This window comes from Candidatus Zixiibacteriota bacterium (genome assembly GCA_014728145.1).
Lineage (GTDB): Bacteria > Zixibacteria > MSB-5A5 > JAABVY01 > JAABVY01 > WJMC01.
In genome coordinates, this window is record WJMC01000217.1 from 1 (window position 1) to 24,656 (window position 24,656).

The 24,656-nt window shown below is 48.4% G+C and carries 18 protein-coding genes, 2 pseudogenes and 1 riboswitch; all 20 genes and pseudogenes read left to right on the forward strand.

Going from position 1 to position 24,656, the window contains the following annotated elements; translation table 11 throughout:
• Window positions 1–982 (forward strand): aminotransferase class I/II-fold pyridoxal phosphate-dependent enzyme (locus GF404_12300; protein MBD3382964.1); only part of this gene is annotated, 982 nt, incomplete at its 5' end.
• Between the two features lie 107 nt (window positions 983–1,089).
• Complete coding sequence (locus tag GF404_12305; GenBank protein ID MBD3382965.1) at window positions 1,090–1,941, forward strand: diaminopimelate epimerase; 852 nt, start codon at window positions 1,090–1,092, stop codon at window positions 1,939–1,941.
• A gap of 51 nt (window positions 1,942–1,992) precedes the next feature.
• A complete protein-coding gene (argS, locus tag GF404_12310; protein MBD3382966.1) occupies window positions 1,993–3,702 on the forward strand; it encodes an arginine--tRNA ligase in 1,710 nt (569 codons plus the stop codon).
• Complete coding sequence (locus tag GF404_12315) at window positions 3,699–5,057, forward strand: hypothetical protein (protein ID MBD3382967.1); 1,359 nt, start codon at window positions 3,699–3,701, stop codon at window positions 5,055–5,057. The genes argS and GF404_12315 overlap by 4 nt, the downstream gene beginning before the upstream one ends.
• 46 nt (window positions 5,058–5,103) lie before the next feature.
• Complete coding sequence (locus tag GF404_12320; protein ID MBD3382968.1) at window positions 5,104–6,483, forward strand: MATE family efflux transporter; 1,380 nt, start codon at window positions 5,104–5,106, stop codon at window positions 6,481–6,483.
• 13 nt (window positions 6,484–6,496) lie between these two features.
• Window positions 6,497–7,456 (forward strand): annotated as a pseudogene (locus GF404_12325) (histone deacetylase).
• Window positions 7,457–8,239, forward strand: a pseudogene (locus GF404_12330) (DUF2437 domain-containing protein). It abuts the pseudogene before it with no gap.
• 1 nt (window position 8,240) lies between these two features.
• Complete coding sequence (locus GF404_12335; protein MBD3382969.1) at window positions 8,241–9,416, forward strand: aminotransferase class V-fold PLP-dependent enzyme; 1,176 nt, start codon at window positions 8,241–8,243, stop codon at window positions 9,414–9,416.
• Window positions 9,353–9,817: a DUF123 domain-containing protein gene (locus GF404_12340; protein MBD3382970.1), complete on the forward strand. Its 465-nt coding sequence runs from the start codon at window positions 9,353–9,355 to the stop codon at window positions 9,815–9,817. Before GF404_12335 ends, GF404_12340 begins: the two co-directional genes overlap by 64 nt.
• 35 nt (window positions 9,818–9,852) lie before the next feature.
• Entirely contained in the window at window positions 9,853–13,104 is a 3,252-nt protein-coding gene (locus tag GF404_12345) for a hypothetical protein (GenBank protein ID MBD3382971.1), read from the forward strand.
• A 137-nt stretch (window positions 13,105–13,241) separates the two neighbouring features.
• The gene (locus GF404_12350) at window positions 13,242–13,514 is read left to right on the forward strand and encodes a DNA-binding protein HU (protein MBD3382972.1); all 273 of its coding nucleotides are present in this window, start codon (window positions 13,242–13,244) and stop codon (window positions 13,512–13,514) included.
• A gap of 102 nt (window positions 13,515–13,616) precedes the next feature.
• Complete coding sequence (locus GF404_12355) at window positions 13,617–15,989, forward strand: hypothetical protein (GenBank protein ID MBD3382973.1); 2,373 nt, start codon at window positions 13,617–13,619, stop codon at window positions 15,987–15,989.
• A gap of 21 nt (window positions 15,990–16,010) precedes the next feature.
• The gene (locus GF404_12360; GenBank protein MBD3382974.1) at window positions 16,011–16,655 is read left to right on the forward strand and encodes a hypothetical protein; all 645 of its coding nucleotides are present in this window, start codon (window positions 16,011–16,013) and stop codon (window positions 16,653–16,655) included.
• Window positions 16,656–16,657: 2 nt separating this feature from the next.
• Window positions 16,658–17,974, forward strand: coding sequence for a 30S ribosomal protein S12 methylthiotransferase RimO (gene rimO, locus GF404_12365; GenBank protein MBD3382975.1), 1,317 nt, complete (start codon window positions 16,658–16,660; stop codon window positions 17,972–17,974).
• Between the two features lies 1 nt (window position 17,975).
• Entirely contained in the window at window positions 17,976–18,632 is a 657-nt protein-coding gene (locus tag GF404_12370; GenBank protein ID MBD3382976.1) for a transglycosylase SLT domain-containing protein, read from the forward strand.
• On the forward strand, window positions 18,622–19,227 hold the full coding sequence (locus GF404_12375; GenBank protein ID MBD3382977.1) for a hypothetical protein: 606 nt from the start codon (window positions 18,622–18,624) through the stop codon (window positions 19,225–19,227). Before GF404_12370 ends, GF404_12375 begins: the two co-directional genes overlap by 11 nt.
• Window positions 19,228–19,239: 12 nt before the next feature.
• Window positions 19,240–20,019, forward strand: a complete 780-nt coding sequence (gene bamD / locus GF404_12380) for an outer membrane protein assembly factor BamD (GenBank protein ID MBD3382978.1) — start codon at window positions 19,240–19,242, stop codon at window positions 20,017–20,019.
• Complete coding sequence (nadD, locus tag GF404_12385; GenBank protein MBD3382979.1) at window positions 19,928–20,590, forward strand: nicotinate (nicotinamide) nucleotide adenylyltransferase; 663 nt, start codon at window positions 19,928–19,930, stop codon at window positions 20,588–20,590. The genes bamD and nadD overlap by 92 nt, the downstream gene beginning before the upstream one ends.
• On the forward strand, window positions 20,580–23,279 hold the full coding sequence (gene polA / locus GF404_12390) for a DNA polymerase I (GenBank protein ID MBD3382980.1): 2,700 nt from the start codon (window positions 20,580–20,582) through the stop codon (window positions 23,277–23,279). Before nadD ends, polA begins: the two co-directional genes overlap by 11 nt.
• A gap of 80 nt (window positions 23,280–23,359) precedes the next feature.
• A riboswitch (FMN riboswitch) is annotated at window positions 23,360–23,483 on the forward strand.
• The gene (gene ribD / locus GF404_12395) at window positions 23,468–24,655 is read left to right on the forward strand and encodes a bifunctional diaminohydroxyphosphoribosylaminopyrimidine deaminase/5-amino-6-(5-phosphoribosylamino)uracil reductase RibD (protein ID MBD3382981.1); all 1,188 of its coding nucleotides are present in this window, start codon (window positions 23,468–23,470) and stop codon (window positions 24,653–24,655) included. It overlaps the preceding riboswitch by 16 nt.
• Window position 24,656: the final 1 nt, after the last annotated feature.

Sequence of the window (24,656 nt, forward strand, 5' to 3'; positions counted from 1 at the left end):
ATATTCTCTCACTCAGGGGATCATGGAACTACGTGAGGAAATGGCGAAGTGGCTTTCAACTCCGGAGCGGGAGATTTCCCCCAATGTGATTCAGATTACGACCGGGTCCCAGCAATGTCTTGACCTGGTGGGGCGTGCTTTCCTGAACCCCGGAGACTACGTTATGACTGAAGCTCCGACTTACCTCGGTGCGCTCAGCGCGTTTGATTTCTACCAGGCACGATACTGCACTGTGCCTATGGATGAAAACGGGATGATTGTCGAGCAGGCCGAGGAACAGATAAAGAAATATAAGCCGAAGCTTATCTATGTCGTCCCCAATTTTCAGAATCCATCGGGTATAACCATGAGTCTCGAGCGTCGTGAGGCATTGGTCGAGCTGGCAGGCAAATACCAGATTCCGATCATCGATGACAATCCCTATGGTGAACTGCGTTATTCCGGCGAGCAGGTACCATCCTTGAAAACAATCGGCGGTAACGCAGTTGTCAGCCTGGGAACGTTTTCGAAAACTATTTCGCCGGGTGTCAGGATCGGCTGGGCGGTAGCCTGTCCGGAAGTTGCCCGGATGCTCGAGAAAGTCAAGCAGTCGACGGACCTGCATTCTACCACGTTCACCCAGTACCTTGTGCTGGAGTATATCAAAGCCGGTCATCTGCAGGGGCACCTCGAGCTGATCAAGGAAGCTTATCGTAAACGCCGTGATACCATGATCAGGGCGATGACCGAGATGTTTCCGGAAAATGTCAGTTTTACTCGTCCAGAGGGCGGTTTGTTTTTATGGGTAACACTTCCTGAAGGATATTCCGCTGACGAGATGTTTGACAGGGCAATCGAGGCCGGTGTAGCTTTTGTACCGGGCAAACCGTTTTTCCCCCATGAAGACAGCGAACGTCATTTCCGGCTTAATTTCTGCCACCCGACTGAAGATAACATCGTCGAAGGCATCAAACGGCTGGCAGGAGTACTCGAAAAACTCTGATCGACAGAATATACGTTCTTTAAGTCCCGCCATGAGCGGGACTTTTTTTATTGCTTGTATTGATTTGTTTAACTTCAATGTGACTGACTTATATACATGAGGTGATTATGCGCAGGATAAAATTCTTTAAAATGCACGGTCTCGGTAACAGCTTCATATTCCTGGATCTGCTTGACAGGAGCTACCGCTCAGTCGATTACAGCGACCTGGCCAGGAGTATCTGCGATATCTCCACGGGGGTGGGTGCCGACGGGCTGATCCTGATCGGCAAGTCGAGAAGGGCCGATTTTGCCATGAGGATCATCAATTCTGACGGCAGTGAGGCGGAGATGTGCGGCAATGGCCTGCGTTGTATGGTGCGCTACCTGTATGACAACCAGCTGGCTTCCGGAAAAAAAATGAATGTGGATACGCTGGCGGGCAGGATTTCTGCCGAGGTGGTGGACAGTTCGAAAAACAGCTTCAAGGTTAAAGTGGCGATGGGAAGACCTGTTTTTGATACCGATCAGATTCCGGTTTTGAGCAGATCCAAGGAGCATATCGAAAAAGCAATCCGGGTAAATAATCAACAGTTGAAGATCACTGTTGTTTCGATGGGCAACCCGCATGCAGTCTGTTTTGTGGAGGATTTTGATTTCGATCTGCATTTGCTCGGACCTATGCTGGAAAACCACAAGATATTCCCGGAACGCGCAAATGTCGAATTCGTGAAAGTCTTATCTTCAAACAGGATAGCCCTCAAAAGCTGGGAACGTGGAGCCGGACCGACCAGCGCTTCAGGAACCGGTGCTTCTGCATCGGTTGCGGCCGGGATAAAAACCGGGCGTTTGCGTAGCGAAGTTGATGTCAGATTCGAAAATGGTAACCTGGCTTTATATCAGGATCCCGATGAACATGTGATTTACCAGTCCGGACCCGCAGAGTATATCCTGTGCGGTGAATACTACTATCGCGGATAATCTAAAATATTTGTTGAATTACACCTGTTTATGCTGTACTAATGGGAGGTTATGACGGACTTTATTTATGATGATCTGGTTGGATTGCTGAGCCCTGAAGTCGAGCTCGATGAAGACAGGATTCGTTCCCTTCTCGAGAAACCTCGCGACAGCAAGTTCGGCGATTTCGCTTTTCCAGCTTTCAGCCTGGCGAAAATACGGAAAAACGCACCACCCAAAATCGCCCAGGAGATATACTCAAAGATCGAAGGCAAATTGCCGTACAACTCGATCACTTCAGCTTCGGTCGCCGGGGGTTATATCAATTTCACCGTGGACACAAAAACCCTGGCGGAAAAACTGCTTTCGCGGATCTTCAAACTTGGAAAAGATTACGGTAACAGCAGTATCGGTGAGGGCGAGAATGTCATCATAGATTTATCCTCCCCCAATATCGCCAAGCCTTTTCATGTCGGCCACCTCCGCTCGACAGTCGTCGGGAGCTGTCTCTACCGCCTGTACGAAAAACTTGGCTATAAATGTGTCGGGATCAATCACCTTGGCGACTGGGGCACGCAATTCGGTAAATTGATCGTAGCGTTTAAGAAGTTCGCCGACGATAAAACCTTCCGGAAAGAACCTGTTTACGCACTCCTGGATCTGTATATTCGATTTCACAGAGAAGCTAAACAGGATCCCGCGCTCGAGGACGAGGCCCGGGCCGAATTCAAAAAGCTCGAGCAGGGTGATGCCGAAGCGCTTGCGATCTGGCGTAAGTTTCTCGATTACAGCCTCGAAGAATACAAGCGCATTTATGATATCCTGAATGCCACAATTGATGAATACACAGGTGAATCTTTTTACAACGACAAGATGGATTCCGCGCTTGAGCTTCTGGAGTCACGCGGGATGACCCGCTTGAGCCGTGATGCCCTGATTGTCGATCTCGAGGAATATGACCTGGGCGCGGCACTATTGCGTAAATCGGATGAATCGACATTGTACCTGACACGTGACCTGGCAGCCATATTATACCGCTACAAAACTTATGATTTCGCCAAAGCTTTATACGTTGTCGGGTCAGCGCAGGCATTGCATTTCAAACAGCTCTTCAAGATCGTCGAACTGCTCGGCTATGGCTGGTATGAGAACTGTCATCATGTCGAGTTCGGCTGGATCAAGTTTGGTAAAGAAATGATGTCCACCCGCGAAGGGAATATAGTTTTTCTTGACGATGTCATCAAAAAGGCAACAGCGCTGGCGCGTGAAATAATCATAGATAAAAATCCTGATATCGACGATCTCGATGAATCCGCGCAGGCCATCGGGGTGGGGGCGATAATCTATGCCGACCTGAATGTGCGCCGTACCCATGACATTAATTTCAGCTGGGAAGAAGCGCTCAATTTTGACGGTAATACGGGACCATATTTGCAGTACACTCATACCCGTCTGGCGAGCCTGGAACGCAAATACGGTAATGTTGTCACCGACAAGGTAGACTTCAGCCGGATCGCAGAGCCCGAAGAGAAGAGCCTGATGCTCAGCCTGTATGCTTTCCCTCAAAAGATTGCGCAGGCGGCCGATGATTTTGAGCCGGCGGTCGTGTGCAATTACCTGTATGAACTGGCACAGTATCTCAACAGTTTTTACCAGAAACATCGCGTGATTTCCGACGATGTCGAATTGACCCGGGCGCGCATGCTGTTAATGCGCTCAGTCAGGATCGTAATGGCCGAGGGGCTTCGCATCCTGGGGCTCAAAGCTATGGAGAAAATGTGATGACTCAGACAATGACCGATAAGCTGATCCTTGTCCCAGGATCGAAAAGACATACTATAAATTCCCTGCTGGCCGGAATTCTTTCCAAACAAGATGTGACCATCGCTAATCCGTATCCGGGACTTGACCTGGATACATATAGACCGCTGTTAAACTCTGCAGGCTATGATCTGTCAAAAAACGAGGGTAAACTTGTTCTTGAGAAAAATGAAAGTGTTGAAGCTGAGTCTTCAAATTTTGTGGATAGTAAAACGATCTTTCAGGTAGATGATCGTCTCGCCCTGGCTCTCAACCTCAAGCACAACATGAAACTCAGTTACCGTCGTGAAAACAGCGAGGATTTTGAACGCAAGGTTTTGGTTCTGCGTCGTACGGGAGTTGAATTAGCCGAGGGAAACGGTGACCAGGACGACACTGAGAAAATCAATTTCCATTCTTTCAACCCGGTCAAGATCAAATTTAATTTTGCGACCAGTAATTATAATATGGCGGAAACAGTTGGTCTGATGAATTCCCTGTCGGGGAAGGACTATGAACTGCTGGCTGATTTTGACCTGGCAGATTTGATCGAGCTGTCAAATTACCCTCTGAGTTATGAACTTCAAAACCTTGCTCAGCATGAAGAAGAGGACGAACTTGCTAAAAGACTTAAACGGCTCAGGAAAAAATCCGGTAAGAACCGTTTTCATTATCGTCTCAAAAATCTGCAAAAGCTTGAAGACAGTGAAATCATGCTTCCGGCCGATCCCATGATCTCTTCCTTTCTTGTAGTTTCGGCCGTCTGCAACAATAGCGATATCGCTCTCGGATACCTGAAACCATTCAATTGCGATCAGACATTTGTCAGGATATTGAATCGCCTCGGGCTCAAGGCCGATCTCCAGAAGACATCGAGCGAAAAAAGTCAACCCGGGCATATCATCAAAGTCAGCCCCGATGACCTGACCGGGAGGAAGATCGATGAAAAACAGATGAGGCACTGCCTGTACGCATTCGCTCCATTGTCAATTATGGCTATGTTCGCAACCGGCAAGACTATACTGCGCGGCCTGCCCAGATCGAGTTCAAAGTGGACATCACGAATTGATGGAGTGGCAAGGATTTTGACCTCAGCCGGTGCGAGAGTGGGCGAAATCGAGGATGGTCTGGTTATCGAACCGCCACTGCATGATTTCAACGAGGTTGAACCACGGAAACTCAATGACCCATATCTAATGCTGACACAATTCACAGCCTCTGTTTTAATAAACCGGGAAATACTTCCACCGGAAACTTTTAGTTTTTCTAAAACATATCCACATTACCAGGACTTGTTAAAGCAGGTCACATCACTTAAGAAATCCCTTGCCAGTTAGGGAGTTTTAGCATTTCTTCCGCTTTTATTTGAAAGGGGATTAATCCGTGGCTGAGCTTCCTCAGATTCACGCCGGAAACCATAAAATCCAGATTACACAGGGCTCGATTCATAAAGCCTTTTTCAAACTGGCCGCCCCGGCTGTTGCTACGATGTCGGTAGAATTTGTGCTGTCGATTACTGATATGTTTTTTGTCGGCAGGATTGGCGGTCCGGAACCGGTGGCGATATTGACCTCGAGCATGTTTGTGCTCTGGATCGTATGGTCTTTGATGATGATTCTGGATATCGGCGTGGTAGCGGTGATCTCGCGTTATTTCGGGGCCAGTGAATTTGACCGAGCCAGCTATGTCGGCACACACTCTATCGGTTATGCAGTCATTACAGGTTTAGTTATTACGGTGGTGGGCATAATTCTCGCACCGCTGGCTTTCAAGGTGATGGAATCCTCGCCCGAAGTTGCTGCCGGCGGGACCTCCTATCTGCGCATAAGATTTCTTGCCAGCATACCATTTGTCATTAATGAAGTTATCGCGGCAACGTTTAGATCTACCGGGGACACAAAAACTCCCATGATCGCATCTTTTGCTGTTGTCGGTACAAATATAATTCTGGACCCATTATTGATCTTCGGGATCGGACCGTTCCCGGAGATGGGTACCGATGGCGCTTCACTTGCTTCGGTTTTTGCAGTTCTGGTCGGTACGGTGGTGATCCTGCTGTTTCTGAGAGCGGGTAAGTTGGCAATTCCTTTAAAGCTCAGATTACTGAGCAAATTTGACTATAAGCTTCTGATCAGGATCACGCGTATCGGATTTCCGCTTTCGATGGCCAGCGTATTGTTCTCTATGGTATATTTTATTCTTACCAGGATAGCGAACGACTTTGGAGATCCCGCCGTAGCCGCGCTCGGAATAGGAAACCGCTGTGAGTCGATTTCATACCTGCTCTGCTTCGGGGCTTCGATGGCTACCAGCGCCATGATTGGCCAGAATCTGGGGGCAAATCAGCCGGATCGGGCTGAAAAAGCTGGATGGGTGTCATTTATGTACGGGGCAATATTTACCGGGATAATTTCGATACTCTTTTTTACAATACCTCATCAGATCAGCAGATTCTTCATGCCGGAGGCGACTGTCGAACCACTGGTCGTCAACTACCTGATAATCCTGGGTGTCTCGCAGGTCTTTATGGCCGCGGAAATCATCCTCGAAGGCGCATTCTCGGGGGCGGGGGATACCCTGCCACCGACGATTATCGGAGTCAGCTGGTCATTGTTCCGGATTCCGCTGGCGTACTTTTTGTGCTTCACACTCGATATGGGGATCACCGGTCTGTGGTGGGCGATTTCCGGGACTTCGATCATCAAAGGGTCAATGCTGATTATCTGGTTTAAACGGGGCAAATGGAAACTCAAGCAAGTCTGAGGTTGATCTTTTCGTGACGGTAAGTTTTATTAGACGTGGAGGTGAGTTGAATAAAGTCGGCTACATATATCACGATCTTTACCTTAAACACAAGGCATCAACATATCATCCCGAAAGACCTGAAAGACTGATCGCGATAAATACCGCCGTCGAAGACGCCGGGTTGTTCGACGATCTGGTTCGAATCACACCGAAACCCGCTGAAAAAGAAGATATCCTTAAAGTACACAGCGAAGAGTACTACAAGAGAGTTGAAGCAACCAAAGGCAAGCAGGGACATCTCGATCCGGATACTTATTACAATGAGCATTCATTTGATGCCGCTCTGATGGCGGTCGGGGGAGTTCTAACGGCAGGAAAAAAAGTCTTTGCTAAAGATATAGATCGCGCCTTTTGCGCCGTCAGGCCACCGGGTCATCATGTCGATCGCGACAACTCCAAAGGCTTCTGCCTGTTCAACAATATCGCTGTACTGGCCCGCTATCTTATCGATGAATACAAGTTCGAACGTGTCGCGATTTTGGATTGGGATGGGCACCACGGTAACGGCACTCAGAACATCTTCTATTCTGATCCCATGGTACATTACACCAGTCTTCATCGTTATCCATTCTATCCCGGCACCGGAAGTGCATCGGATATGGGTTATGCTGACGGTGTCGGTTACAACCTCAATTTCCCATTGTCGGCCGGCGCGGGAGATCGTGAATTCAACGATATCATCAGTCAGACCTGGACCGAGGCGATGAACAACTTCAAACCGCAGATAATCCTGCTGTCAGCCGGTTTTGACGCCTATGAAAAAGATCCGTTGGTCGGACTGGGGGTAACTCTATCTGGTTTCGAGAAAGCCGGCAGGCGGGTCTGTCGGGTGGCTGATGATATGTGCGGAGGCAGGTTGATTTCAGTTCTTGAGGGTGGATATGTGCTCAATTTTATAAATCAGGCAGTTATAGATCATTTAAAAATACTAATGGAGTAACACATGGCTGAGAAAATAGTTCGCTTCGAGCATGACGGCAATTGCTGGGGCAGATACGACGATTCGTCACAAAAAGTCCTGCTGATAGAAGGGGATCTGTTCGGTGAACACAAAGTAACGGAGCAGGCGTTTGATTTCGAGAAAATCAAGCTATTACCGGCAGTTGCGCCGGAGAAGATCGTCTGCGTCGGTTTAAACTACGCCCGTCATGTCGAACATTCACAGTCGGCCGACAAAGTTCCGGACGAACCACTTTTATTCATGAAACCTCCCAGTTCTCTTCTGGCCCACGGTGAAACTATCATATATCCGGATTTTGTGGATCGTGTCGACTACGAGGCCGAGATGGGTGTCGTGATTGGAAAAACTCTCAAAAAAGTCACGCCCGAAGAAGCTGAAAAGGCGATATTCGGGTTGACCTGTGTCAACGATGTCACCGCGCGCCACCTGCAGAAGAAAGATGGTCAATGGACCCGCGCCAAAGGCTTTGACACATTCTGTCCGGTCGGGCCCTGGATTGAGCGCGGAGTAGATTTCTCCGACCTTTCGGTTGAAGCCTATCTCAACGGTGAACAGAAACAGTACGGCCGTACAAGCGACCAGATCTTCAAACCCGGATTCCTGATAGCATATATTTCCCGGGTGATGACACTCAAGCCGGGCGATTTGATCGCTACCGGCACACCCCAGGGGATAGACCCGATGAAGGTCGGTGATAAAATAGAAATCGTTGTTGAAAATGTCGGAAGACTAATCAATCATATAGGAGAGTGATATGGCAGGGAAATCCAAAGCCTCGCTGTGCGTTCATGCCGGCGAAGAAAAGATGGAGTTCGCCAACGCGGTTGTTCCGCCGGTATTCAATACCTCGACTTATGTCTTTAAAAACATGCAGGAACTGCGTGACTACGTTAAGGGCGATGATTCCCTTTATTTATATTCGCGCTACACCAACCCTACAGTTGAAGCCTGCGAAACCAAGCTGGCCGCACTCGAAGGTGGTCAGAAATGCCTGGTGACATCCTCCGGGCAGGCGGCCGCTTCCTCGGCCGTTTTCGGGATCCTGCGAAAAGGTGATCACCTGGTGGCAACTCCCACGCTCTATGGCGGGGTGTTTTCTCTGTTGTCGGAGATAGTACCCGGCACGGGACTGGAGGTTACATTCGCGGATTCGCCCTCGATCGAAGATGTAAAAAAAGCGGTCCGGCCCGAAACTAAAGTCATCTACACCGAATCCCCGACAAATCCGAATATGACTTTAGTTGATTTGAAGGCAGTCGCTGAACTGGCACATGAAAATGACGCAGTCATGATGGTGGACAACACCTTCGCAACTCCGATCAACCAGAATCCGCTTGAACTGGGCGCGGATGTTGTCATCCATTCCGGCACCAAGTATCTCGGCGGTCATTCCGATCTCGTCTGCGGGGCAATTGTGGGAGCACATGAACATATGCGGAAGATCTTCGAGTACCGTAAGACGATCGGCACCAATCTCGATCCGCACGCCTGCTTTATGCTGTTGCGGGGCATGAAAACGCTCGCTTTGAGAGTGGAAAAGCAAAACGCCAACGCCATGGCTGTCGCAACCCACCTGGAAAAACACCAGAAAGTTCGTAATGTTCGCTATCCCGGTCTGGAATCATCACCATTTCACGAAATGGCTAAAAGGCAGATGCGAGGCTTTGGCGGGATGATCTGTTTTGAAATCGACGGCGGTCTCGATGCTGTCGGTAAAGTGATCGAGGAGATGAAGATCTTCATCCATGCCACCTCACTGGGGGGTGTTGAATCCCTTGTCTCGATACCGGTTTTGACTTCGCATATCTCGTATTCCGAAGAAGAACTCAAGCGGGCGGATGTCAACGACGGTATGATTCGCCTTTCATGCGGTATCGAGGATCCGCAGGACCTGATCGAAGACCTGGATCGAGCGCTGGCAAAGGCATGATCTCTTCCGGTGTTTATCAGCTTTTGGTCTGGCTCACCCGCGGAAGGAAGCTAAGAGTGGGAAGTCTTGGCCATCGGATGTTTAATAAAGGCTGGTACATCTACACCGGAAGTGCTCAAAAGAATTTCTTTCACAGGCTATTGAGACATCACCACAAGGACAAAAAGTACCACTGGCATATCGACTATCTCCTCGGCATCGGGGAGATAGTCGCCTATGATTACCTCCCGTATCGAGACGGCCTGGAGTGCGATACTCATCAACATACCCTGGCAGAGTTCAGCGGTGGAATCGAAGTAACCGGTTTTGGATGTTCGGACTGCAGATGTTCTTCTCACCTGATTTATATTTCGATGAGTATAAACGATAATATCACCAGCGGGTATAACAAGTTGACGTGATTTTTGTTGAAGCACTCTACGACGGGCTGTAAATTGTGCGCATGGGCAGAAACCTGTTAATATTTTTAACCCTGGTTGTCGCGCTTCTTAACACGGGTGTGGCCTCCGAGCCGGTTATCCTCGAAAACGCCGACAGTTCACGGATCATTATCCTGGATGATTCCACGCTCACAAAATTCTTCGGTAATGTCCATTTCACTCAGGCCGAGACTGAAATCCATGCCGACAGCGTGTTCATTTCTTCGGAGGGATACTATCGTTTCATGGGTAATGTCAAAATTGCCGACACGAATCGAGTGCTGACCGGCATTAATTTGACGTACGATGAGAATTCTGACATATTCTACGGCTCGGACAGCACCCGTTTGGTGGATCGGAGCGAAAACCTGATTTTGACCGGGGACAGCCTGCGCTACGATAATCGCGAAGAAATACTCACTGTATACGATAATCCAAAGGTGATCTTCAATTATGCTGATTTCGAAAAGACTATCAATGTGGATTCGGACAGCCTCAGGTATTTTGTCGAAGAGGGTTATGCCGAAGCCTACGGAGACGTTCATATCCGAAAAAGCGACCTGGTAGCGAATTGCGGAAAAGCCTTGCTGATGCCCGATTCAAACCGCCTGGTGTTGACAGAATCACCTCTGGCGGTACAGGGCGATAACCGTGTTTCCGGCGACTCAATGGCTATCTTTTTAGAAAACGATTTGCTCGATTTTATTGACGTCCATGGTGACGCGGAAGCGATCTACCGTCAGTCCGATAGAGAAACCGATTCCACAGTTGCGGAAAGTCGCCTGAACGCCAAAAATATCAAGTTTCTGTTTGAACTCGAAGAGCTGAAAAAAATCGTGTCCGCCGGAAACAGCTACTCCGAATATATCCCGGCTGAATCCGATTCCGCCTCGACCGGCAGAAACATTGCCTCAGGAGATTCTATCAAGCTGTACTTCGAAAACAGGGATTTGAACGAGGTCGAAATCATAACCTCAGTCGAAGGTACATATTATTCATCGGGAAAATACTCCGAGGATGATGTCCTGCTGGATCGTGACACGATACGCTATAAGGCTCAGCACCTGCGCTATATAATTGCCGACGACGATATAAAGCTTTATAACACGGCAGAAATCAAACACGAACGTGTAACGCTGGGGGCTGACACAATCGTGTACAACACCAACGATCGCAATCTTCGCGCGCGACCTACCTGGGAAGAAACCGAATCCGGTGATTCAATCTTCAATCCGGTCATCCTAAATGACGGCAACGATGAGATTTTCGGCAAAAGCCTGGTATACAATATCGATAACCAGAGGGGCAAAATCAGCGAGATGGATACCAAGCTGGAGGAGGCGTTTTACTATGGCCGGATACTTCGTAAGGAAGAGGAGGATGTCCTCCTGGTTTCCGATGGTCAGTATATTCCCTGTGAGTATCGCGACGCGAATTTCCATTTCTATTCCAAAAAGATGAAACTGATCGAAGACGATCGTGTAATTGCCCGTCCGATCATTTTGTATATCGAAAAGATACCTGTCCTGTATCTGCCGTACTTCGTGTTTTCGATCAAGAAGGATCGTCATTCCGGATTTTTACCGTTCGATATAGGCAATTTTGAGCGCGGTTCCCGCTTTGTCAATAACCTCGGATATTACTGGGCCCTGAGTGATTACTACGATCTTACGACCAGCATTGACTATAACGATGAATACGGCTTGACTTTCAACCTGGGAGTCAGGTACGCATTGCGCTACAAGTTTTCCGGCAATATCTCAGGGTCGTACTCGCGCGAGACAACTTATGATGTCGACGGCGAAACGAATTCCAACCGCTGGCGTTTGAATATGAGTCACAACCATACCATCTCACAAACAGCGTCACTAAAGGGAAGCGGAAATTTCGTCAGCGACTCGCGTTATATAAGCGATATTTTGACTGATAAAGATGAACGTCTTAATCGTCAGTTGCGCTCGCAGTTGAATTTTAACAAGCGCTGGGGACAGGCTTCTCTTACAGCAGTTGTGCAGGCTACAAATCGTCTCGACGACAACCAGGTCACCTATCAGTTACCCAGATTGTCTTTGTCATTGCCGTCACGCCGTATCTTCGCCGGGGACAAATCAACAGCCGGGAACTGGTATGAAAACCTGTACCTGTCATATTCTGCCACTTCAAATAATTACATCTCAGAATCCGGACCGGATTCAGCACAGACCAAAAAGCATTATTCTACCCTGATACATAGTTTCCGTCTCTCGATGCCCTCGACAATTCTACGATATCTGACTATCAGTCCGGCCGCCTCGATCACGGAAAGCTGGTGGTACATTTTCAATACCGACCAGAGCGAAGAGCAGAGACTTATGACAGAAACTGCCTTACGGAGCGGAAATTACAGTTTCAGCTTGAACGCCAATACGAAGATCTACGGACTGTTTACACCCCCGATCAGCGGACTGGTCGGATTGCGCCACGTTGTCACTCCCAGCATCTCGTATTCATACCGCCCCAAAAACGATTACCATGAAAATGAGGCCTCGTTTGCCGGGGTCAGCCTGAATCGAACCGAAAGCCAGGCCCTGGGATGGTCACTTTCGAACCTGTTTCAAATAAAATATAAATGGGGTGAGGAGGAGCGCAAGCTTGACCTGTTCACACTTTCGTTTTCATCGAGTTACAATTTCAAGGCTGAACGCGAGCGCTGGTCACCGCTTCGGACTACCCTGCGAAGTTCAACAATCCCAAATCTCTCTTTTTCCCTTTCCGCCAGCCATGATTTTTACGATGAAGAGACCGGTGATTTGATGTTCTTCAGCCCGCGCCTGACAAACGTTTCTATTTCGACTGATTTCAATCTCAACACGAGCTATAACCTGCCGGGACAGGTTGAAGAGGATTTCGACACTCCATCCCGTTATAGTACTGTCGACCGTCTCGACACGAGGTCGTCATTTCCGTTCAGCATGCGCCTGGGGCATCGCTACTCGGAATCCCGTTTCAGTACAGGGACAAGCATAACGCACTGGATCACATTAAGTTGTGAGCTCAACGTGACCCGTAAATGGAGGTTCTCATTTACCCAGAATTACGATATCAAGGACAAAACCGTTACCGACAGGGAACTGCGCTTTGACCGCGATTTGCATTGCTGGGAAGCTTCATTCGTATGGATACCGGATGGAATCCGCGCGGGATATTATTTCAAGATCAACCTCAAGCAGATCCCCGACATCAAATTCGAAAAGTCAGAATCCGGGCTCAGGGGAGCGCTGTTTGATTGATATGTTTTTCCAGAATAGTCTGAGCCCTGAGTTTATGCGGGTTTGCTATAAAATTGTTGTTGACTGAAACAATTAAACATTTTTAAATTTGCAGTGTTAGCGCTAAACTCAAATCATTTTGAAGCAAGGGAGTGCTTATGACAAAAGAGGAACTGATTGGTAAAATCGCCAAGGATGCCAAGGTTACCAAAGTTCAGGCGCGCAGAGCAATGGATTCATTCTTCGAGGGTGTAACAAGATCCCTCAAGAAAGACGGGCGCATGAGCTTTGTCGGTTTCGGCACCTTCACGGTGACCAAGCGCAAAGCACGTACCGGCAGAAACCCGCAGACCGGCCGACCGATCAAAATCGCGGCCGCCAAGGTTCCAAAATTCAAAGCCGGCAAAAAACTCAGGGCAGCTATCAAGTAGTCGCCGGAAAGTTTGAAGCAGGCAGTTCGGGATAATCGAACTGCCTGCTTGTTTTGGTTGACATCAAGTCTGCCGACACTTAGTATATAAACTGAGGTGTGTATGAAGATGCTGGCGAAAATACCTACCCGGCGCAAGGAAGAACTGGCCGGTCTTTTAAGTCTTGCACTGGGGATGCTTCTGTTTTTTTCTCTTATCTCGCATTCCCCCGAAGATGATTTCTACCTGGTCGGAAATATAGATATATCCATTTTCGAGGTATACGCCCACAACTGGGTAGGCCTGGCAGGAGCCTTGCTGTCGTACCTGCTGTTCTACCTGATGGGACTTCTGGCATTTTTTATTCCGGTATTTATAGTTATGTCCGGGCTCAGGTACCTGTTCAAATGGAAGCTGAAAGCATTTCGAGTAAAACTATACTATATATTTGCAATCACCGCAGGCGTCTTTTTGATTTTGAGCCTGCGCTATGTTCCCACTGCCAGGCAGATCGATTTTATGGGCACACCGGGAGGCGCATTGACTGTCGGGGTGGCATCGTTTTTTGTCAAGTTCGTCGGAAAAATCGGTGCTATGGTGATTTTCTTTACAGCTATATTAATCATGATCATGCTGGTTACGGAATGGCGTCCGAGCTGGCTGGAAAAACCATCACGTGATTTTCCCGAAAAAATGAAAAAGAAGATTCTGGGATGGTTCGGAATCTTGTCGTCAAAAAACAAGCGCACTGCCGGAAAGGCCATGTCAGACAGAGAATATAAACCCGGGTTGATTCGTAAAATCCAGGAGTCCGTTTCCGGCTTGTTTTCTACTATAGCTGGTGTGTTTAAAAAATCCGAGAAGAGGGCTCCCTTAATCCGTCCCGAACCTGCCAGCGTAGATTCTGCCGATGATCCCGACGGCGAGAAGTTGACTGATCTGTTTGAAAAGCTCAGACCCGATGATGATGCTGATCTTGCTGTTGCCACTTCTGATGCCCCGGTAGATGATGAAGATGCCAGCGCGAAAGAGAAGATGATGATGAAACTGTCGCGCAAACCGGAGGACGGTTACAATTTTCCCGATCTGAGCATTCTGCAGGACAATCCACAGGTTGCCAAATCGATTGGCAAGTCCGAGCTGAAAATGGTCGCAGACCAGCTTCTGGAAACACTCAAGACATTTAAAATCAGCGTAGTGGACGACCGCATAGATTATTACCCCGGACCGATTGTCACCAGGTACGAGTTTAAGCCCGCGCCGGGTATCAAGGTCAACCAGGTGATAAATCTGGCCGATGACCTTGCCCTTGCGCTTCAGGCTAAGAGAGTCCGAATCATCGCACCGGTCCCCGGCAAGGCGGCCATCGGGGTCGAAATTCCGAATCGCTACCCGGAAACGGTTTATCTCAAAAATATATTAGCCGATAAAAGCTTCGTGTCGAAAAAACTTGTGTTGCCGATGGCGCTGGGATTGACCACAGGCGGAGAACCGTTTGTGGCCGACCTGGCCTCGATGCCCCACCTGCTCATCGCAGGCTCGACCGGCAGCGGTAAGTCGGTCTGCATGAATGTAATCATAACGAGCCTGATATACCGTCATCATCCCGACAACCTGAGATTTATTTTTATCGATCCCAAGATGCTGGAACTTTCGATATATACCGGGATTCCTCATCTCGAACGACCGGTTATCACTCGGGCCCGGCAGGCCGAGAAAGTTCTCAATGACGCTGTGGTCGAGATGGAGAACCGTTACAAGAAACTTGCTGAAAAAGGTGTCCGCAATATCATCCAGTTCAATTCAAAAGTGTCAGCCGATGAACGTCTGCCATATATAGTTATTATGGTCGATGAACTGGCTGACCTGATGATGTCGTCACATTCGAGCCGGATCGAGCTGATGATCACCCGTCTGGCACAGATGGCGCGGGCTGTTGGGATTCATCTCATCCTTGCCACCCAGAGGCCTTCGGTGGATGTCATCACCGGTCTGATCAAGGCTAATTTCTCGGCACGAATAGCTTTCCAGGTGCCGACCAAGATCGACTCTCGCACCATACTCGACTCAAACGGGGCAGAGAAGCTCCTGGGGCAGGGCGATATGCTCTTCTTGGCACCCGGGCAGGCCGAACCGGCCCGTGTCCATGGAGCTTTCATATCTTCCGAGGAAACCAGCCTGTTGGTTCAGTCTATCAAACAGCAGGAAGTTGCGGTAGAGCCGATCGAGACCATGACTAAAGAGGCCACGAAAAAAAGAACGCTGGTATCTGAATCCGATCCGCTTCTGAAAGAAGCCGCGGAAGTAGTAATTCGTCACAAACAGGGTTCGGTTTCGCTTCTCCAGAGAAGGCTCGGGATCGGTTATCAGAGGGCCGCACGTCTTATCGACGCGCTCGAAGAAAAAGGAGTTGTCGGCCCCTATGATGGTTCTAAAGCGCGCGAGGTGCTGGTCGACCAAAAATACATTGAAGAAATTAATGCCAACTCCGGCTGATGACCGCTGTATAATACTAATATGAAAAATACTATTGTTACATCCTGTCTGATCCTGATGTTCACATTTTCCATGGTCACCTTACTGCATGGTGCTAAAGAGGAGGATGTACTGGCGGAGATCGAAAAAAATCTGAACTCGATCGAGACGCTTTCAGTTGAATACACGCAGAAAGTAAATTCAGGTGTTTTTGCCACCATCGACAGTACCGGCGGAAAGATATTTCTGGCCAGCGGTGACAGGTTCAGAATCGAAAGCGACCGTCAGACAATAGTTTCCGATTCTGTCGTTTTATGGGTTTACTCCGAAGAAAACAGACAGGTTCGAATAGATTCGGTTAAAAATGTCGATGACCTCGTGAAACCTTCGGATTACCTGTTTTCCTTTAAAAAAGACTATGTGGCCGACTTGCTGATAGAGGACAGTTGTGATTTCGGAGAATGTTTTCAGGTGTTGTTGAAATCCAGACAGGATGACAATTTTATCAAAGAGATGAAACTGTATATCGACAGTAAAACTCATTTGACCAGGCGAGCTGAATATACAGATATCAATGGCAACCTGGTAACCATCAGATTCGATAAATATATGCTAAACAAAAAACTTCCGTCTCAGCTATTCGAGTTCAATACCCCCAAGGGTGTCGAAGAGATCCGCCTGCCCTGATCATGCCAAACATATATTTCAAAAACCTCGGCTGTCCCAAAAACGAAGTGGACGGAAACATCCTGGCTAATATGCTGAAAGCTAATCAGGCGACTTTGGTCGATGATCCCGAAAAAGCAAATATAATCATCGTCAACACCTGCGGATTTATCGATTCAGCCAAAGAGGAATCCATAGACACGGTATTAGAATTGTCTCTTTTAAAGGAGAAGCGAAATATCAAGCTGGTCCTGGCCGGGTGCCTGGCTCAGCGTTACAAACGTGAGTTGATTAAGCAGATGCCTGAAATCGACCTGGTGGTCGGAATCGGCAACCTGCTGTCCGCACGTGACCAGATTATGGAACTGAGTACCAAACGCCCCAGTGACAACCGCCTCACAGAACGTTACCGTGAATACGATATCGCTCCGTTGGCTGGCGCGATGCCCTACGGTTACCTGAAGATATCAGATGGATGCGATAATTTCTGCACATACTGCGCGATCCCGCATATCCGTGGCCGTCACCGCTCCCGCAAGTTCAAATTCATTCTCGATGAAGCCCGCGCTATGGCTCAAAATGGAACCCGGGAACTGATAATAGTCGCCCAGGACACCACCCAGTACGGAATTGATCTATATGGACAGAGACGCCTGCCCGACCTGCTCAAAGCGCTTGAAAACATACCGGATATAGGCTGGATTCGACTGCTCTATACTCATCCGGCCCATTACACAGATAACCTGATAGATTTTCTTTCGATCTCGGAAAAAGTTGTTTCCTATCTGGATCTGCCGCTTCAGCATATCTCCGACCCGATCTTAAAACGAATGAATCGCAAGGTTTCGGCTGATGATGTCTGCAGGCTGATCGACAGGCTTCGCCGAAAAATCGATAATCTTGTGCTGAGGACAACTTTTATCCTCGGCTTCCCGGGCGAGACTGAAAAGGATTTTAAACGGCTCTGGCGGTTCCAAAACGATTACGCCCTCGAAAGGGTTGGTGTTTTCCCTTACAGTCGTGAGGAGGATACCGGTGCTTATGATTTTAAACCGGAAGTGCCTGAGGATGTTGCGGCTGAGAGAATCGACCGGCTGATGACCCTGGTGATGGATCAATCTTATGAACGCAATCAAAAAATGATTGGAAGAAAGCTTGAAGTTCTGATTGATGAAAAAGTTGAAGATGATTATTATATAGGCAGGGCTTTTGACCAGGCTCCCGAGATCGACGGCTATGTTCGAGCCCATGGGAGATTTGATCCGGGCCGATTTGTCGAACTCCAGATCAGATCCGCCGAGGCTTATGATCTCGACGGTGTCGCAATGAAGGAGGGATAAGTTGCCGACCAAGTTGAAAACGATTCGCACCGCGGGTTTGGTTATCTCCCGCCCGGTGGCATTTGTCCTGGTGACTATTTACATGATCCAGTCAGTGGCTCTGTTGTACCTGATTTATGACAAGTATGAAAACGAGCGCACGATTTTCCGCCAGCAGGTCCAGATCAAGGAACTCAAGGAAAAACTGGTGATCCAGGATATTATTAAAGACCTCCAGTCCAATATCAGCCCGGGTGAACTGGGCCGGATGGCTGACGCGGTTTACACCCAGAGCAAAAAGTACGGTTATGATCCTCTTCTGCTTCTGGCAGTGATCAAAGTCGAAAGCACTTTCCGAAAGAATGTTGTATCGAATAAGGGAGCGATGGGGTTGATGCAGATGAAACCGTCAACCGGAAGCGATCTCGCCGAGCGCAGCGGTATCGGCTGGGAGGGCAAGTATTCGCTCTTCGACCCGCATTACAATGTCGAACTGGGAAGCCTGTATCTTTTGGAACTGGTACACAAATTCGGCGACCTCAAAAAAGCCCTGATCGCATACAACCTTGGAGAGACCGAAACCCGCAGACGCTTGCGCACCGACCGACCGCTTCCGGAAGTCTATGCCCGCAAGGTCATGCAGGCCTACAACGATTTCAAGGAAAGATATGAGAGCTGACACTTTAATCCTGGCATCGGTTGTATTGTTTGTAGCTTTCAGCGATGTCACTTATGCCCAAAACCATACTTCCAACACTGAGTTCATAAGTCGTTCTTTCGATTCTGCTCTCGAGGATTTGTTCGATGAATATGAACTGCCTGACAAGCTATTGCTGGAGCTGAATTGTGTCGAATGCCGGAAAGACTATTTTGAAAGTAAGCTGGTTGGTTTTTTGAACGATCGGGTCACCGAACTGTATATCGATAAGGACGGAGATGTTCTTGACAAATTGAAGTTCCATTTATACCGTTCGGATTTCAGTTACGCCCGAAGTGGAGGATCGCTGTTCAGGCGTGGCAACCTTCATAGAGTTTTTGACGTAAATATTGATGCCGTCTGCATGAGTTCTGACGGACGGGTACTGTGGCAGAATGATAAAGAGGCGCGATACACTGAGAAGATAAGCTGGGAAGAGGCCAAACAGGCGGGCAATCGGGCCAACAGCCTGTTTTCCGCCGAACTGCCCGAAACCGGCAGGAGCCGTATCTGGGAACCGCTCGTTATCAGCGGTCTTATTGGAGGTCTGGTGTATCTGTTTTTCGCATCACGATGAAATGAGGTGGCAATGAGATACCTGGCAGTTTTTACGATACTTGTTCTGATCGCCTGCGCGAGCGCATCGGTAAAAGTTTTCGATACCCCTGAGGACCAGTTCGAATACGCCAAGAAGTTGTTTGACCAGGAAAAATATGTCCAGGCTACTGAGGCCTTCCAGACCGTGCTGTACCGTTTTTACGGCACCTCGCTGGCAGATTCGGTGTCGTACTATACCGGGATGTGTTATTTCGAACAGGAAGAATATATTGTAGCGGTCGCGGAGTTTAAGCGTCTCATGATCAATTACCCGAACTCACCTCTGGCAGATGATGCCCACTATATGGTAGCCAAATGCTATTTTATGGATTCACCTGACAATGTCGGCCTTGAACAGGACGGGGTCAAGGACGCGATTCGTACGATCGAAAATTTCTTCGAGGACTTCCCCGATTCGCCATACAGATCCAATGCCCGCACGCTCTTGGATTCATGCTATGCCCGCCTGGCCGAAAAGGACTTCCGCAACGGGGAGGTCTATTATCGCATCGGTGACCTGCGCGCGGCCAGGATTTATCTCGAGGAAGTTGTCACAAAATACTCGATTCCCCGCTGGGTCGGACGAGCTTTATACCGGCTGGCGGAGATCGACTTCAAGCAGAAAGACTACGAAAACGCGAAAGCTAAGCTGAACAATTTCCTTAACAACTTTCCCCGGCATGAATGGGCCGAACGGGCAACAGACAAGCTTCAGGAAGTTGAAAAGAAACTGGAAGAGACCAGGCTTTCCCGCGATGATGACACGGAATAAACGTTACGGTATTGTCGGCGGACTGTTCGACCCGATCCATTACGGTCACCTCTCTCTCGGTGAATATGCTAAAATACAATTAGAGCTCGACAAAGTCCTGTTTATACCAAACTACCACCCGCCTCATCGCAGTGAACATACTGATTATGAATGCAGATGCCGGATGGTAGAACTTGCGATCGAAGACAAACCGGATTATATTCTCTCCAGAATTGAAGAGCAGATCGAGGGACCGAGTTATACCGTGAAAGTTCTCAAAAAACTCCGCGTTGAATATCCGGACATAAAATATTATTTTTTGATCGGTTCGGACAACCTCACGAAAATGGAGGCTTGGCACAAACCGGAAAAGATTTTCGATCTGGCTGAGGTAGCTATGGCATACCGGCCGGGGGAAAACAAAAACATGACAGGCAGATTCGCCGACCTTATTTTAAAAATTGAGATGCCTGAGATCGATGTCTCATCGACTGAAATCAGAAAAGCTGTCTCTCAGGGTGAAGCCATAGATAAGATGGTGCCTCAAAAAGTCGCCGAATTCATCTATCGGGAGAACCTGTATGTCGGGTAAACAGTTGTTTCTGATCGACGGTTCCGCGCTGGCTTACAGGTCATACTTCGCGTTTATCCGCAACCCTCTGATCAATTCCCGCGGAGAGAACACCTCAGTTTCCTTCGGAGTAGTCAATTCCCTGTTTTCGCTTTTGAACCAGCACGATCCGAGCCATATCGCGATAGTTTTTGATACCAGGGAACCTACCCACAGACACAAGAAGTACCCCGAATATAAATCCACCCGGGCAAAGATGCCGGATGATATGGCGGATCAGCTTCCCCGTATGCGCGAGGTGGTCGAAGCTTTAAACCTGCCTATGATCGAAAAAGCGGGCGTAGAGGCTGACGATGTCATCGGGACTCTCGCCAAACGTGCGGCCGCAGAAAACTACCAGGTTTTGATTGTCACCTCGGATAAGGATTTCAATCAACTGGTGGATGATAATATTAAAATCCTCAGGCCTCAGAAGGCCGGCGCTGACCTGGAGATAATCGATCGGGATAAAGTCGTCGATATCCTCGGTATTCCGCCGGAAAAGGTAATCGATTTTATGGCTCTAACAGGCGACACCTCGGACAACATCCCCGGTATTCCCGGAGTCGGTCCAAAAACCGCGTTAAAGCTTCTTGAGCAGTTCGGAAGTCTCGAGGAGGTTCTCGCCAACGCTGACAAGATCAGCGGAAAATCATTAAAACAGAAAGTTTCCGAAAATAAAGACAAAGCACGTCTGTCAAAAGATCTGGTTACGATATTGACCGACCTCGACCTTGATTATGATATCAAAGATCTGGTGCGCTCAGATTTCGATACCGAACGACTTAAGGAACTCTTCGAAAAACTGGAATTCACACGCTTTCTTCAGGAACTCCTCAAGGACCAGGCCGATCAGAAAGTTGACGAGCACGAGATAAATTACCAGACAGTCGATTCACTCGATAAGGTCAGGGAGCTTGTTAAGCAGGTTAAAGAGTCTAAATCGTTTTGCCTCGATACTGAAACGACTTCACTCACTCCAATAGATTCCAAGCTGGTCGGAATTTCGATCAGCCTCGAGGAATACAGCGGTTACTATTTACCTTTGGGGCATGACGAAGAAGACCGTAACCTGAATTATGATGAAGTGCTGGAGTTGCTGAAGCCTGTTTTCGAAGATGACAAAATCAAAAAGATCGGTCAAAACCTGAAGTATGATTACCAGGTGCTGGCCAGTTACGGGATCTATCTGAAAGACATTGACGCCGATACCATGATCATGTCGTACCTGATTAATCCCTCGGCTCGCCAGCACAACCTCGGAAAACTTGCCCTGGAACATCTCGACTACAAAATGCAGCCGATTACGGATTTGATCGGGAGTGGTAAAAAACAGAAATCGTTTTCGGTCGTACCGATCGATAAAGCCACTTTCTATGCTGTCGAGGATGTCGACATCGCTTTGCGATTGTATAACAGGTTGCTTCCGACGATTAAAAAGTCGGGTCTGGAAAAGCTGTTTTATGAAATCGAGATGCCCTTAGTAGAAGTGCTGGCCGAAATGGAATCGGCTGGAGTTAAGATAGATATTGAATACATGAAAAACCTCTCTACACAGATTGGTGGACAGATCGACGAAATGGTGCGCCGGATATTCGAATACGCGGGTTACAAATTCAATATCAACTCCACTCAGCAGTTACAGAAAGTCCTGTTCGAAGATCTTGCGCTTAAACCGGGACGTAAGACCACCAAGAAAACCGGATATTCGACTGATATGCAGACACTGGAAGAACTCGCCAAAGAGCATCCGCTCCCGAAGATTTTGCTCGAGTACCGCATGATGACGAAATTGAGGAGCACATATATCGATGCTTTGCCAAAACTTGTCAGCGAAGCTACCGGCCGTCTGCACACATCATTTAACCAAACCATCACGGCCACCGGCAGGCTGTCGTCATCGGATCCCAATCTCCAGAATATTCCAGTAAGAACAGAAGAGGGTGCTAAAATACGCAAGGGCTTTGTACCACGCGACGACCAGCATGTTTTGCTGGGAGCTGATTATTCACAAGTCGAGCTCAGGATCCTGGCTCATCTGTCAAAAGATGAAAAGATGCTGGAAGCGTTTCAACAAGGCGAGGACATCCACAGCCGTACCGCCTCAGAAGTCTACGGGGTCCCGCTCGATGAGGTAACACCAGAAATGCGGAGGATGGCAAAGACTGCGAATTTTGCCGTGATCTACGGTGTTTCGGCATATGGTCTTTCGATGCAGTCGGATATGAGTGTCGCGGAATCTAAGCAGTTTATCGACACCTATTACGCCCGCTATCCCGGGATTCGTGAATTTATGGACAACGCCATAGAAAAGGCCGGAAAAGATGGATACGTCACGACGCTGTTTGGACGCCGTCGCCATATACCCGAAATCAACAGCAAAAACAGGCAGGTCCGGCAGTTTGCTGAACGAACCGCAATGAACACCCCGATCCAGGGCACAGCCGCGGACATGATTAAAGTCGCCATGATCGAGATTTATGGCAAGATTAATAAACTGCGCTCCAAAATGATTCTACAGGTTCATGATGAGTTGATTTTCGATGTTCACAAAGATGAGTTGGAGCAGATGAAAGATATTGTGCGGAGCACTATGGAAACCTCGGTCGACCTGGATGTTCCGGTTAAAGTCGATATGGGAATCGGTTCCAACTGGCTGGAATGCAAGTGATTCACAAATCTACTTCAGGTTAAATAAATAGTTCAAATTCCACTTGACTTTTTCGTATGTTAGATTAGTATTATTTAATTCGAGCTCTTCGGGGTGAGGCGAAATTCCTCGACCGGCGGTGAGAGTCCGTGAGTGGGGCTGAGGCCCCATTGAAACTGTGAAATTCAGTTGCCGACGGTATAGTCCGGATGGGAGAAGAGTTGCGACTTGAAAGGTTAATCCTTTCCCGACGAGGGAGTCGTACACCCCAGAGCAGAAGCTTTGGGTTTTTTGTTTGTGGAGACAGTAGATTGAACGACCTGCGCTATATGCAGAGAGCTCTCGACCTTGCGGTTAAAGGCCGTGGGCATGTCTCACCTAATCCCCTGGTTGGAGCGGTAATAGTCCGTGACAATCATATTGTCGGAGAAGGCTGGCATCAGCACTACGGCGGTCCTCATGCCGAGATCAACGCCATTGATTCCGCCGGTGGACCTGCCGAGTGTAAGGGCGCGGACCTGTTTCTGACACTCGAACCCTGCAGTCATTACGGTAAAACGCCTCCCTGTGTAGAAGCTGTTATTGAAGCCGGATTCCGCCGTGTGGTAGTAGCGTCAGTCGATCCCAATCCCGAGGTCAATGGCCGTTCAATCAGCCTGATGATGAATGCCGGGATCAAAGTTGATGTCGGTCTGTATGAAGATAAATCCCGCCGGATGAACGAAATCTTTTTTAAGTATATCACCACCCGGATGCCATTTGTTCTGCTCAAGGCAGCAATTACGGTAGACTGCAAGATCGCCGACGCCAACGGCCACTCCAACTGGATTACCGGAGAGCAATCACGTGCTTATGTGCATAAACTTCGATCTCATTACGACGCGGTCGTGATCGGGGGTGAAACAGCCCGGATCGATAATCCCCAGTTGACGGTACGTCATATCGAGGGACGCGATCCCTATCGTATTGTTCTTCACGACGCCAAATATCTCGATAAAAATTTATGTCTGTTTCGCAAAAACGATGACAACCGCACGATCATAGCAGTTCCTCCACAGAAAGCGGATTTTTACAAGGATCATAACGCCATCATCTGGGAGATTGAACCATACGAGGATGGCGGTATCAGCCTGTCAAGGCTTTTGATGAAGGCCGGCAGGGAGAAGATATCGTCTATTCTGTTGGAAGGGGGAAGCAGGCTGTTTTCGGCTTTTATGAAACGTAAATTCGTGGATAAAATTATGATCGGTATATCTCCAAAGATCCTGGGAGCCGGTCTGCTGGCGTTCAATGATCTGGGTATCGACTCACTTTCACACGCGATCGAGATTCGCGATCCATCGTATAAACGCAGGGGTGATGATATCTGGGTGACCGGATATCCGATCTGGATTTGAT